The organism is Brachyspira pilosicoli (assembly GCF_019402445.1).
Taxonomy (GTDB): domain Bacteria; phylum Spirochaetota; class Brachyspiria; order Brachyspirales; family Brachyspiraceae; genus Brachyspira; species Brachyspira pilosicoli_B.
In genome coordinates, this window is the sequence record NZ_SRZM01000047.1 from 1 (window position 1) to 12104 (window position 12104).

Consider the following 12104-nt stretch of genomic DNA (forward strand, 5'->3'; position numbering starts at 1 on the left):
ATAATAACTGTAATACTTACTTTAAATGTTATAAATATAATAGGCATAAATTTATCATTAAATAATAAACTTATAATACTATTTATTGAAGGATATTTGACTTTCTCTATAATATCATCATTAATACCAAATATATCAAATATATTAAAACTTACAAAAACTGATAAAATAAAAACAGCTAAAATATTAGATACTTCTGTAATAGTAGATGGAAGAATATATGATATAGCAGAAAAAAAATTCTTTGACGGGCTTTTAATACTTCCAGAGTTTGTAATAAAAGAAATACAATTTTTAAGCGATTCAAGAGACCCTCAAAAAAGAATAAGAGGAAGAAGAGCTTTAGAAATATTAAATAAAATGAAATCTTCAAAAAATATATTACTTTCTGTAACAGATGTAGATTTTCCAAACATCAAGGAAGTGGATTTAAAACTCATAGAACTTGCCAAAAAAATGGACGCTAAAGTTATTACTAATGACTTTAACTTGATGAAGGTAGCTTCTATTCATGGAGTTGATATATTAAATATTAATGATTTAGCTAATTGTTTACAAGTTGTTGTGCTTCCAGGAGAAACTATAAAGATTGATTTAATAAGAGAAGGCAAAGATAAACAGGCATTAGGTTATTTAGAAGACGGTACTATGATAGTTGTAGACAATGCTAAACATTTAATAGGCAAAACTGTTGATATAGAAATAGATAATGTACTTCCTAAAGAGGCTGGAAGAGTAATATTTGCTTCTTTGGTGAGTAAACAAAATAATAATCAGCAAAACAATAAGAAAAAACAAAACCGAGAGCATAAATAATTTTTAGTTAATTTTATAACTTTCTTTCATAAATATATTTTTTTACTGAAGTAAATACATTTATATATTTACGACTATAAAAAAAGCTGATAATAATTGATAAAAACATATAAATTAGCAAACATATATTTTTATAATAATTTAAAAAATCAATCTTCGTAAGTTTTGGTACTGTCATCTACATGTATCTTATTTTTGTCATACACTATAGGAGCAATCTTTTCAAATAGTATAAACAACGGTGAAGAAAGTATTACTGTGAGAGGAAGACCTATAAATAATTCAGAACGCATAAGCACAGCAACACTTGATAAATCTGCATATATAGCCATTACAAAAAATAAAGCAATAATCTTTATTAAATACCCAATTAAAGTAACAAATATACCCGCTGCAATTTGCTTAATAAATATTCTGCTATTAAAGAAACCAACAACCAAACCAATATTAAGAAATATTATAGCATAAGAACCAAATGTAGAGCTAGAAACAATATCCTGCATTATTCCTATTAAAAAACCATATATAATTCCTTCAAAAGAACCATATCTAAATGATAAAAATACTAAAAATATAAGAAGCAAATCAGGTTTAGCACCCAATGTTATTCTAATCAAATCATAAGCAGGAGAAGATTGTATTATTAAAAGGATTAATGAACTTATTATAACAGTTATTGCTCTTTTCATTTATTTGTAACTTCACCCTCTTCATATTCTTCATTAGCAAGCATAATAATTTCTCTGTCTGGAATCTTTTTTATCACATACACATTCTCTAAAGTTGAAAAATCTACTATAGGCTCAATATATAAATCGTGAAAGAGTCCATAATTCTTTTTCTCAACTTTAAACACATTTCCAACCAATATTCCGCTTGGGAAAACTCCACCCATTCCGCTAGTATAAACTTTTTCACCCTCTTCAACATCAATCTGCAAATCAATATACTGCAAATGTGTTTGAGTAGAACGAGGATTCTGCCCGCTCATAATACCAGTAGCCTTAGAACTTTCAAGCATAACAGATATCTGCGACCTTTCATCTATAAGAGATAAAACTCTGCTGTTGTACTTTCTCACTTCTACAACCTTACCAACAAGCCCCTTGTATCCGCTTTTATATGATATAACAGGCATACCCACAACAATACCATGAGCCCTTCCTTTGTTAATCACTATAGTGTTGTAAAAGTTTTGAGGGTCTTTTGAAACTATCTCAGCATATTCTAATGGGTATTCATCGGTTGGAGCTTCATTTAATAATGCTCTTAACCTTGAATTCTCCTGACGAAGCTGTTCATATTCTAAAGCTGTGCCGTTTAATTCTGCTATTCTATCTCTAAGAACTTGAAGCTGACTTTGAAGTGTAAATATATCTGTAATGCTTGTATAAAGATAAACAAAAGCTTTTGATATATTTTGCGTAGCATTTTGTACAGGATATACACCGAGTGCATATATAGAACGTAAATCAAAAACAAAATTACTCCTATTAAGCACCATAAATATTGACGCTATAAGACTAAGCGTAATATAAAGTATAAGTAATTTGTGTTTTAATATATTATTCACTTTTTAAGAAAATCTTCTATAATTTTTTAAATTTCTAGTTTCTTCTATAAACTTACCGCATCCAATAGCCACACAAGTAAGAGGGCTCTCAGCAAGTATAACAGGAACACCAGTTTCTATAGATATTAAATCTGTAAAACCAGGAAGTAAAGAAGTACCACCACTCATAACAATGCCTCTCTCAACAATATCAGCAGCTATCTCTGGAGGTGTTTGATTAAGTACATATTTTACAGCTTCCAATATTTCAAGTAATATATCAGATATAGCATCTTTTACTTCAGCACTGTTAATAGTTAAAGTTTTAGGAAGACCAGATACAGAATCTCTTCCTCTTATATCCATAGTCTTAGATATATCACCCTTATAAGCATGACCAATATTAATCTTAATCTCTTCAGCAGTTTTTTCACCAATATATAAGTTGTGAGTTCTTTGCATATATTTAATGATAGCATCATCAAGTTCATCACCACCCACACGTATAGAAGCACTGCGTACCATACTTCCAAGTGAAAGTACAGCAACCTCAGTAGTACCGCCCCCTATCTCTATAATCATATTACCATGAGGCTCATTAATAGGCATATCTGCTCCAATTGCAGCAGCCCTAGCTTGCTCTATTAAAAATATAGTTCTAGCTCCCGCCTGCTCGCAACTCTCACGTACGGCTCTCCTCTCAACTTCTGTAATACCTGTAGGAATACCTATTGCAATTCTAGGCTTTACTAAAGTTTTTTTATTGTGAACTTTATTGATAAAATATCTTATCATCTTTTCAACAGTTTCAAAATCTGCAATAACCCCATCTCTCATAGGTCTAATAGCAGCTATAGAATTTGGTACTTTACCAAGCATTCTTTTAGCATCATTACCAACAGCTATCACATTACCAGTGCTTTTTTCTATAGCAACCACAGAAGGCTCTGCTAAAACAATCCCCTCTCCCTTAACATAAACTAAAGTATTTGCAGTACCTAAATCTATTCCCATATCACTTGAGAACATATTATACAACCAACTAAACATATATACTATAATCTCCTTAATGCATCCCTAGCGGGTTTATAGTTATTATCTATTTTTAATGATTCTCTAAACATAGCAATCGCTTCGTTTATCCGCTTTGTTTTTCTAAATAATTCCCCTATACTATAATATAAATCAGGATTTTTGTCATCTAATAATAGTGCTTTTTTGTAAAAAAATTCGCTTTCTTTATATAATCCCTGTCTATAATATAAATCACCAAGTTTAGAATATGATTTAGCTTCCAACTTATAATCATTGTTAAACTTACCATCTATATAGGAAAGTATTTGTATTGCTTTAGTGTAATTTTTATTTCCTTCATAAGCAACAGCAAGTTCATAATATAATTCTAAGTTTAAAAACTCTTTGTTATTCTCTGTATCTCTTTTTATAGCATATTCTAAATTCTCTATTGCCTCTTCATAATATCCAATTCTATAACATATCTTAGCAAGCTCTATTACAGTAGATACTCTATTATCGCCATTTTTTATAGCCTCTAAATAAGAATTATAAGCATCTATATAATAAGAACTTCCAAGCCTCTGAAATCCATAAGCTAATCTTTGATATATTACATATTTATTTTTTATAAACTTTGATGTTAATAACATCTGCTTTGCATATTTAGTAATATTTTCACTTGCCGTTGTAATTGTATCTTTATCGGTAGTTATTAAAAGAATATTATAATACAAATCAATACCAGCCATTAATATATTTTTATTTAAAGGTTTTCTGCTATAAAGGTCTTTAAATATAAAAGAAGCATTATCATAATCTTCTAAAGCTATATAATCATAAATATATCTAATTCTCTTTCTCTCTATATAATTTGAAATAAATAAATAAGATACTATAACAGTTACAATAATACCCGCTAAAGTTGCAACAATGATTTTTGCATTAATCTTTCTTTCAACATCATACAAATAAGGCATATTTATTGATTATTATTTGAAGAAGAGTTATATAAATTAAGTATAGTTTCTCTAGGATTAGTTTTAGGCTCAGGTGATACTATACAAACTCCTTCAAGTATAACACCATTTTGTATAATAAGCTCAGGTGTGCGAATCTCTCCAAGAACTCTGCTTGTAGGCATAAGCATCACTCTATTTTTTGCCTCAATATTTCCTATTACTATACCCTCTATAATAGCTGAATTAGTTTTTATATTAGATTTTACCTTTCCGCTATTTCCTACAGTAAGGCTATCAACCTCAAGATTGTCACCTTCGTAACAACCATCTATTCTTAAACTACCATTAAGTGTAAACTCACCTCTAAAATATGAACCTTCACCTATTATTGAATTTGATTCTGATATTTCATTCTTTCTAAACATTAAAATACCTCCTCACTTTTAGTATATACAATCGAATTATCTATATTATTAAATTTAAATTTCGTATCAAGTCCAAATAAAGACTCGCTATGCCCTATAAATAAAAATCCATGTTTATTTAATATATCATAAAATCTATTAACAGTCAATTTAACAGATTCATTATCAAAATATATAAGCACATTCCTACAAAAAACTATATCTATATTTAAATATCTATTATTTGGAGTAATAAGATTATGATATTCAAAAGTAACCATACTTTTTACATCATCTTTAACCTTATATTTTCCATTAGGCATCTCATCAAAATATTTAGTTAAATACTCATCACTTATATTAGTAACTTTATCTTTATCGTAAATTCCAATTTTTGCAACTTCTAACGATTGCATAGAAATATCTGTTGCATATATTTTTACATTATTTCTATATAGATTTGGAGTTTCTAAACAAGTCATCGCTATGGAATATGGCTCCTCCCCTGTAGAACAACCAGAACTCCATATATATATAGGCTCTGAATATTTTTTATTATTCAATACTATAGGTAAAACTTTATTCTTTAATAAATTAAAATTACTCTCTGTTCTAAAAAATTTAGTAAGATTGGTTGTTATATTATCTAAAAATAACTTTAATTCCTGTTTATCAGTAGAAACAAGATGAAAATAGTCCCCTACATTAAAAATATTTCTTTCCTTCATAGAAGACTCTATTCTAGATTCTAATATTACCTGATTGATGAGATTAAAACGTATACCGCTTTTATTATAAATAAACTCCTTGAATAATTCTAAATATTCTTCAGTTAAACCATTATTACTCAAATTAAAAATACCGTATTCTTAAATCATTTCTTATCTAGAACCATTTTTATACGCTCTAGAACTTTCTTTCTATCCAAAGGTTTAGTAATATAATTTTTAGCACCAGCAAGAAGTGCCTTTTTAACCATATCTTCTTTACCTAAAGCACTAACCATAACAACTTTAGCATTTTTATCAAACTCTATTATTTTAGTGAGAGCTGTAATACCGTCCATCTTAGGCATAGTAATATCCATAGTAACAACATCAGGCTTTAATTCTTTATACATCATTACGCCCTCTTCGCCGTTTTCTGCTGTTCCTACTACACTATACTGCTCTGATACCAATATTTGCTGTAATTGTTTCACTACAAATGCTGAATCATCTACTAATAAAACTCTAAAAGATTTACCAAACTCATTTATACCATCTGCCACTTTTTTATTTATATCAGACATATTATATTACTCCTTAAACTCTAAAAAATATTATCGTATTAGAAATTCTTATAATTTAGTGTAAATTTATAAAATTCTACTAGTATGTATTATTATATACAAATCTATTTTATCAAAATAATAATTTTTTGCAAGTAAAGATTTAAATTACATTATTATTTTTTAATGAAAATATTGACAACTTCCTTAAAAAACATATAATTTCCGCTAAAAAATCTAGAGAAAAATAGAAAATGATTAAACATACATTACTGTGCTTTATACTTCTTACTATTATACTAAATGCTCAAAATACAAACTCTTTAGAACAAAAAATGGATAACTATTCACAAAAAGTAAAAACTCAGTGGAAATATAACCCTCTAAGAAATCCAGAAACTGATAAATACTTTTCAGGCTACGCAGACATAAATAACTACAACACAAAATTCTGGTTTGGAACAATATTTAATGCTAATAAACTTTATAATAATAAAAACTTCACTATAGATAAAGTAATAATATTTCATAGCCCAACACTATCTACAGAATTAGCACCAATAGCTTTTAATATAAATGAAGAAACACATAGATTTAGAATAGGTGTAGCTTATTCTGCAAAGTTTAATTTTGCACACTATCAATACAAATACGACAAACTATACGGCACTAGTTTTTTATTTAGCACATATATGCAAGTAGAGGCGTATTTTGACTACATATTTAAAAATAAACTTAAAATAAGATTCGCTCCTTTAAAACATGTATGCTACCACATGGGCGGAGATATATTAGGAGATAATTCATTGCATAACAAGATAAATGATGAGTTTATAGATGTAGGCTTTGAACAGATGCATATTGCTGCATATTATAGATGGGGTTGGTTTTCTTTTTATGGCGGTACTCTATTTGCAATTACTGGTTTTAAAAAGTCTAATTTAGTTAATATATTTACTATATATGCAGGAAGTGATTTTAGATTTCCTTTGTGGGGAGAGATGAATTTAATTACAGGATTTTATGTAGCTGGTGAATATGATGAGTTTAATAGAATAGATAGAAAAGCTGCTGGAGATGGATATAATGCAATAGAATCCATTTATAAATGGTCGCCTTCTGTATCTGTAGCTTTAGGGCTAGAAATTTATAGATTTGCAATCGGCATTAAATACGAATATCTTCGCTCTAGACAGCTTTATGCTTTTAAAAAGATGGAAAGCAAGATTGGTTTAGAGGCTAGTTTATTCTTTTAAATTTATTATTTAAATATAATCACACTTTTACAATAAAAACAAATAGTTTTTTATTATAAAAATTGACATTATTATCTTTTAATATATAATACGAATATGATTAATATAAGTCTACAGTCTACAGTCTACAGTCTACAGTCTACACTAATGCTTTAATATCATATAAGGATACTTCTAAATACTTAATACATATTATATTTGTATTGCAAAATTTTTATTTATTTCAAAATTTTATTTTTATAAAAAATAGAGGTATAAAACTATGAAAAAAATTCTAATAATATCATCAGAATATACAGGACATGGTCATAAAAGCGTTGATACAGCTTTATTACAATATTTTAAACTAAAATACAAAGATAAAATAGAATGCAAAGTAATAAATGGTTTTAAATTAGGAAATAAAAAACTAAAACAAATTGAAATGTTATATAATCCTTGTATAAAATATTTACCTAATTTATGGGAAAAAATATTTTTTATTTCTAATAAAAATAGCATTTTTTTTAACAAAAATACATCTAAAAATATACAAAAGAAATTTATAAAATTGATAAATTCTTATGAACCAAATCTAATATTAAGCGTTCATCCAATGTTTAATGGCAGTATATTAAATATATTGGAAAGAAATAATATTCATAACATAGAATTTTATACTTTAATAACAGATTTAGTTAGTGTTTCAAGAATATGGCTTGATAATAGAACAAATAAAATAATAAGTCCATCTAAAGAAGCTACTGAATTTATAATAAATAATGGCATAGATAAAGATAAAGTTCTAACCTTTGGTATTCCAGTTAGAAATCACTTTATTTCTAAATACAAAACAATAGATGAAATAAGAGCAAATACAAACTTTAATAACAAATTAAGAATATTAATATTAAACAATACAGAAAAATCAAAAAGAATATTTTATATGATAAAAAATATTCATGAAAAATTTGATTGCGATATTACAGTTGTATGTGGTAGAAATAAAAATAGTTATATCAGAATAAAAAATAGATTAAAAAACTACGATAAACCTGTTAATATTATAGGATACACTAAAGAATTATTTAATTTATTTTATAACAATGATGTTTTAATAACAAGATGCGGTACTTTATCAGTGGTTGAAGCTATTAATTGTATTATACCTATTATTTCTATGGGGGCTTTACCAGGACAAGAAGAAGATACACCTCTTTATTTAGAAAATAATAATTTAGGATATGACACTTCATCTACAGATGATATATTTAACAAAATAAATTTATTACTCGAAAATAATAGAGAGAGATTATTAAAAATAAGAGAAGCTCAATTTAACTATTATGGTAGAGATGTTACATCGAAAATTGTTGAATATATAGCTAATCAATTAATTAATGATTAATATAGCATTATATAAATTATTATATTTTAATATTATTTAAATTATTTGCTTTTTTTCTGCTAATAAAATATAATGCTTAAACTATCTATCTTAAAAAATATATTATAATCAGAGGTTTTATTTATGGATGTTAATGATTTAAGAAAAGGCGATGCTATTATATTAGACGGTGAAACTTATCTAGTAATAGATGCTCACTTTCATAGAGCTCAGCAGAGAAAAGCCAATGTAAGAACTAAATTAAAAAACATGATTAAAGGCAATATGGTTGAAAAAACTTTTGCTTCTACTGAAACTGTTGAAGAGGCTGATATTGCATACAAAAAAGCTCAATATCTATATAGCGAAGGAAATGAGTATATATTCATGATACTTGATAACTATGAACAAGTGCATGTTAATGAAGATATTTTGGGTGATAACAAATATTATTTATTAGATAACAGCGAAGTTGATTTGCAATATATAAATGAAGAAGTTACTGCTGTAAGATTCCCTATACATGTAATCTTGGAAGTTACTTATACAGAACCTGGTTTTAAAGGAGATACTACTGGAAGTACCTTAAAACCTGCTAAATTAGAAACTGGTATAGAAGTTAATGTACCATTATTCATAAATATTGGAGATAAAATTAAAGTAGATACTAGAGATGACAGTTATGTTGAACGCGTAAATAAATAATTATGCTTTATATAACTTCTATTATATTAGCTTTATTCTTATTCATAATCATTTTTACTGTAAAAGTAAACATATTAATATATATAACAGTAGCCTTATTTATAATTCATATAATACTTACAAAGTCTTTATATAAAACTATAAAAAGGCTATTGCATCTTATACCATATTTTTTGGCTGTATTCATTATTCAAGGGTTAAATTCCAGAGGAGAATATTATAATATATTAGGCATATACATAGATAAAGTGGGTGCTAATTTTACAATAATATACTTTATTAGAATATTAAGTTTATTATATTTCTTATCTATATTTTTCATTCTTATAAAGAAAATTAAAATACCAAATGGAATAATTTTTGATGAGATGATAAGAATTAATATATTTATGAATATAGTAAAAAAATCATTTTTTTTAGAGTTTAATAAAATAAAGGATAAAAATAAAACTTTTAGAGAAAAAATTAATTTAGTAAAAAAACTACTAGAAAATGTTTATAGAGATTCTTTTAAACTTTACCCATACGATAGATTCATTAATAATTATAGAAAATCTCAAGATATAAAAACTTACTGACTTCCAAATAAAAATTGAGCACAATTACTGCATAAATAATTCTTAAGTAAAACGGCAACAACAATAGTATCTTCTCTGCTCTCTGTCATAAATATACCATTAGGATTTTTATAATATTTATATTTTAACATTTTATTTCTACCATCTTTCAATTCTATATTAATAGAAATATAATTCTCTTTAAAATTGTTATTTACCATGTTTTTATATCTAGGTTTTATTTTTATATGCAAACTAGATATAGAGTGAACATTAATAGTGATGGTATTATCATTGATGTTAAAATATGCTTCAAATATATGATATTCATTTGTATCGCCTTCAATACATTTTGGAGGCACTATCGCATATATCATACCAAACTCCTTCTTATATTGTTTTAGTAGTTATTATTTTATATTTTTATAAAATTATGAAAACAATATATAGTTCATGTTTTATATAATTTTATATTAAAACCCACAAAAGTTTGAAAACAAATTACTTATAATATATACTAAAATAATAATTAAGATAATTATTTTTAAAAAAAGAGAATAAAATGCCAAATAATAACAATCAACATCAAAAACCATTAATGGAAGAACTTTACAAAGAAGAATTAGAAATATTAAAAAACAGAGATAAAAATCTAAAGCCAAAAAATTGGAAATTATCCCCTCAAGCAGTGAGAGATTTTATACTTGGCAAAGAGTTTGAAGACGGCACTATTATAAAAAAGAAGTTTTATGGAGATGATGCTTTAGTTGAAAGAGCAATAATTACATTAGCAGGCAACAGAGGCTTAATGCTTGTAGGAGAGCCAGGAACAGCAAAAACAATGCTTAGCGAATTATTATCTGCAGCCATTAGCGGAAACAGCACAATCACAATACAAGGAACTGCAGGAACTAACGAAGATAATATAAAATATTCTTGGAACTATGCTTTGCTATTTGCTAAGGGACCTGTCGATGAAGCATTAATACCATCTCCTATTTATACAGGCATGAGTAATGGATTTATAACAAGATTTGAAGAGATTACAAGATGCCCTATTGAAATACAAGACTCTTTAATAAGTATATTAAGCGATAAGATAATGAATATACCAGAGCAAAACAGAGTATTATTTGCAAATGCTGGTTTTAATGTAATAGCTACAGCAAATACAAGAGATAAAGGCATTAATGAAATGAGTAGTGCTTTAAAGAGAAGATTTAATTTTGAAACTGTTGAGCCTATAAAGGATATAAAACTAGAATCTGAAATAATAACTAATCAATGCGAAAGTTTATTTGAACTTGCTAATATTGATATAAATATAGATTATGATGTAGTTAATGTACTAGCTACTACTTTTAATGAACTTAGAAACGGAATAAGCGAGGATAATACCAAACTTCAGGAGCTTAATTCTATAATGAGTACAGCTGAGGCCGTATCAGTTTATTATCAGTCGGCACTTCATTCATACTATTATGCTGATGGAAATATTAATATGTCTACAGTAGTTGAAAATCTTATTGGAAGCGTTGTAAAAGAAAATAAAGACGATGTATCAAAACTTAGGCACTATTTTAATAATGCTGTAAAAATAAAAGCACAAAAACTAGGCCGCAGGTGGCAGGAATATTATGACAGCAGGAATATTATAAAATAATTGATTTTATATAAAACTATACTCCAAGCTTTTATTTTAGGCTAAAAAATGCATCCTTTTTGGTTCTTTGTGGCACGCCGCAAGGGCACTTCCTTCGGTCGCAAAAGAACTGGGGTGCTGCACGGTGTGTACTTCGTTAAGGGCAAAGCCCTGCAAATAACTAAAATAAAAAAGTTAAAAATTTTTAATATATATTAAAATAATAATTTTCTATCAACTTTTTCCCGCCGCAAAAAGTTGCAAAAAGTGCAAATACTTTAGCTTTGTATTCAATAAATATTTATAAAAGAAGTAATACCAACATTTTAGATAAAAAAATGCAGTTCTTCGCGAAGCGTATCCGAAGGATATAGGGTTCTTTTATACCAATACCGAGTAGGTGCCTATCGGCAAAAGAACTGGGGGCGTGGTGGCAAAGCCACCACAAGCAAAAAACTTAAATTCTTTTAAGATATGTTAAACAACTATATTTTACAATGTAATTTTTTGTTTTATTCAACTTTTTTGTCGTTCTTTTTCCCGCCGCAAAAAGAACCAAA

Annotated in this window: 14 protein-coding genes; 6 read left to right on the plus strand and 8 right to left on the minus strand. The window is 27.1% G+C overall.

What is annotated here, in order from left to right; translation table 11 throughout:
• Nucleotides 1-816: PIN/TRAM domain-containing protein (locus E6A48_RS02065; protein WP_219708325.1), on the plus strand; the 816-nt coding region annotated here is incomplete at its 5' end.
• 149 nt (nucleotides 817-965) lie between these two features.
• Here the strand turns inward: E6A48_RS02065 and mreD are convergent.
• Genes mreD through E6A48_RS02100 form a run of 7 tightly spaced genes read right to left on the minus strand, consistent with a single transcriptional unit; the run spans nucleotide 966 to nucleotide 6039 of the window.
• Nucleotides 966-1505 (minus strand): rod shape-determining protein MreD, encoded by a 540-nt coding sequence (mreD, locus tag E6A48_RS02070; RefSeq protein ID WP_219708326.1) that lies wholly within the window; start codon nucleotides 1503-1505, stop codon nucleotides 966-968.
• Nucleotides 1502-2380 carry a rod shape-determining protein MreC gene (gene mreC / locus E6A48_RS02075; protein WP_407928811.1) on the minus strand — a complete coding sequence of 293 codons (879 nt, stop codon included), beginning with the start codon at nucleotides 2378-2380 and terminating at the stop codon, nucleotides 1502-1504. Before mreC ends, mreD begins: the two co-directional genes overlap by 4 nt.
• Before the next feature lie 12 nt (nucleotides 2381-2392).
• The gene (locus tag E6A48_RS02080) at nucleotides 2393-3418 is read right to left on the minus strand and encodes a rod shape-determining protein (protein WP_219708327.1); all 1026 of its coding nucleotides are present in this window, start codon (nucleotides 3416-3418) and stop codon (nucleotides 2393-2395) included.
• A gap of 5 nt (nucleotides 3419-3423) precedes the next feature.
• The gene (locus E6A48_RS02085; protein ID WP_219708328.1) at nucleotides 3424-4362 is read right to left on the minus strand and encodes a tetratricopeptide repeat protein; all 939 of its coding nucleotides are present in this window, start codon (nucleotides 4360-4362) and stop codon (nucleotides 3424-3426) included.
• 2 nt (nucleotides 4363-4364) lie between these two features.
• Nucleotides 4365-4769 (minus strand): bactofilin family protein, encoded by a 405-nt coding sequence (locus tag E6A48_RS02090; RefSeq protein WP_219708329.1) that lies wholly within the window; start codon nucleotides 4767-4769, stop codon nucleotides 4365-4367.
• The gene (locus E6A48_RS02095; protein ID WP_219708330.1) at nucleotides 4769-5599 is read right to left on the minus strand and encodes a CheR family methyltransferase; all 831 of its coding nucleotides are present in this window, start codon (nucleotides 5597-5599) and stop codon (nucleotides 4769-4771) included. Before E6A48_RS02095 ends, E6A48_RS02090 begins: the two co-directional genes overlap by 1 nt.
• Before the next feature lie 23 nt (nucleotides 5600-5622).
• Nucleotides 5623-6039 carry a response regulator gene (locus E6A48_RS02100; RefSeq protein ID WP_013243999.1) on the minus strand — a complete coding sequence of 139 codons (417 nt, stop codon included), beginning with the start codon at nucleotides 6037-6039 and terminating at the stop codon, nucleotides 5623-5625.
• Between the two features lie 233 nt (nucleotides 6040-6272).
• On the opposite strand from E6A48_RS02100, the gene E6A48_RS02105 reads away from it, so the two are divergent.
• The 4 genes from E6A48_RS02105 (at nucleotide 6273) to E6A48_RS02120 (ending at nucleotide 9923) form a co-directional block, all read left to right on the plus strand.
• Nucleotides 6273-7274, plus strand: coding sequence for a hypothetical protein (locus E6A48_RS02105; RefSeq protein ID WP_219708331.1), 1002 nt, complete (start codon nucleotides 6273-6275; stop codon nucleotides 7272-7274).
• A gap of 262 nt (nucleotides 7275-7536) precedes the next feature.
• Nucleotides 7537-8661 (plus strand): MGDG synthase family glycosyltransferase, encoded by a 1125-nt coding sequence (locus E6A48_RS02110; RefSeq protein WP_219708332.1) that lies wholly within the window; start codon nucleotides 7537-7539, stop codon nucleotides 8659-8661.
• Between the two features lie 123 nt (nucleotides 8662-8784).
• The gene (gene efp, locus E6A48_RS02115) at nucleotides 8785-9345 is read left to right on the plus strand and encodes an elongation factor P (RefSeq protein ID WP_013244001.1); all 561 of its coding nucleotides are present in this window, start codon (nucleotides 8785-8787) and stop codon (nucleotides 9343-9345) included.
• 2 nt (nucleotides 9346-9347) lie between these two features.
• Nucleotides 9348-9923, plus strand: coding sequence for an energy-coupling factor transporter transmembrane component T family protein (locus tag E6A48_RS02120; protein WP_219708333.1), 576 nt, complete (start codon nucleotides 9348-9350; stop codon nucleotides 9921-9923).
• Here E6A48_RS02120 and E6A48_RS02125 read toward each other — a convergent pair.
• The gene (locus E6A48_RS02125) at nucleotides 9917-10279 is read right to left on the minus strand and encodes a hypothetical protein (protein WP_219708334.1); all 363 of its coding nucleotides are present in this window, start codon (nucleotides 10277-10279) and stop codon (nucleotides 9917-9919) included. The two genes, E6A48_RS02120 and E6A48_RS02125, sit on opposite strands and share 7 nt — an antisense overlap.
• A gap of 185 nt (nucleotides 10280-10464) precedes the next feature.
• Between E6A48_RS02125 and E6A48_RS02130 the strand changes: the two genes are divergently transcribed.
• Nucleotides 10465-11565: an ATP-binding protein gene (locus E6A48_RS02130; RefSeq protein ID WP_219708335.1), complete on the plus strand. Its 1101-nt coding sequence runs from the start codon at nucleotides 10465-10467 to the stop codon at nucleotides 11563-11565.
• Nucleotides 11566-12104: the final 539 nt, after the last annotated feature.

Excerpts from the sequence above, each read along its gene's own strand:
- mreD (WP_219708326.1), bottom strand. The coding sequence starts at position 1,505 with ATGAAAAGAGCAATAACTGTTATAATAAGTTCATTAATCCTTTTAATA.
- E6A48_RS02080 (WP_219708327.1), bottom strand. The coding sequence starts at position 3,418 with ATGTTTAGTTGGTTGTATAATATGTTCTCAAGTGATATGGGAATAGAT.
- E6A48_RS02085 (WP_219708328.1), bottom strand. The coding sequence starts at position 4,362 with ATGCCTTATTTGTATGATGTTGAAAGAAAGATTAATGCAAAAATCATT.
- E6A48_RS02090 (WP_219708329.1), bottom strand. The coding sequence starts at position 4,769 with ATGTTTAGAAAGAATGAAATATCAGAATCAAATTCAATAATAGGTGAA.
- E6A48_RS02100 (WP_013243999.1), bottom strand. The coding sequence starts at position 6,039 with ATGTCTGATATAAATAAAAAAGTGGCAGATGGTATAAATGAGTTTGGT.
- E6A48_RS02105 (WP_219708331.1), top strand. The coding sequence starts at position 6,273 with ATGATTAAACATACATTACTGTGCTTTATACTTCTTACTATTATACTA.
- E6A48_RS02110 (WP_219708332.1), top strand. The coding sequence starts at position 7,537 with ATGAAAAAAATTCTAATAATATCATCAGAATATACAGGACATGGTCAT.
- efp (WP_013244001.1), top strand. The coding sequence starts at position 8,785 with ATGGATGTTAATGATTTAAGAAAAGGCGATGCTATTATATTAGACGGT.
- E6A48_RS02120 (WP_219708333.1), top strand. The coding sequence starts at position 9,348 with ATGCTTTATATAACTTCTATTATATTAGCTTTATTCTTATTCATAATC.
- E6A48_RS02125 (WP_219708334.1), bottom strand. The coding sequence starts at position 10,279 with ATGATATATGCGATAGTGCCTCCAAAATGTATTGAAGGCGATACAAAT.
- E6A48_RS02130 (WP_219708335.1), top strand. The coding sequence starts at position 10,465 with ATGCCAAATAATAACAATCAACATCAAAAACCATTAATGGAAGAACTT.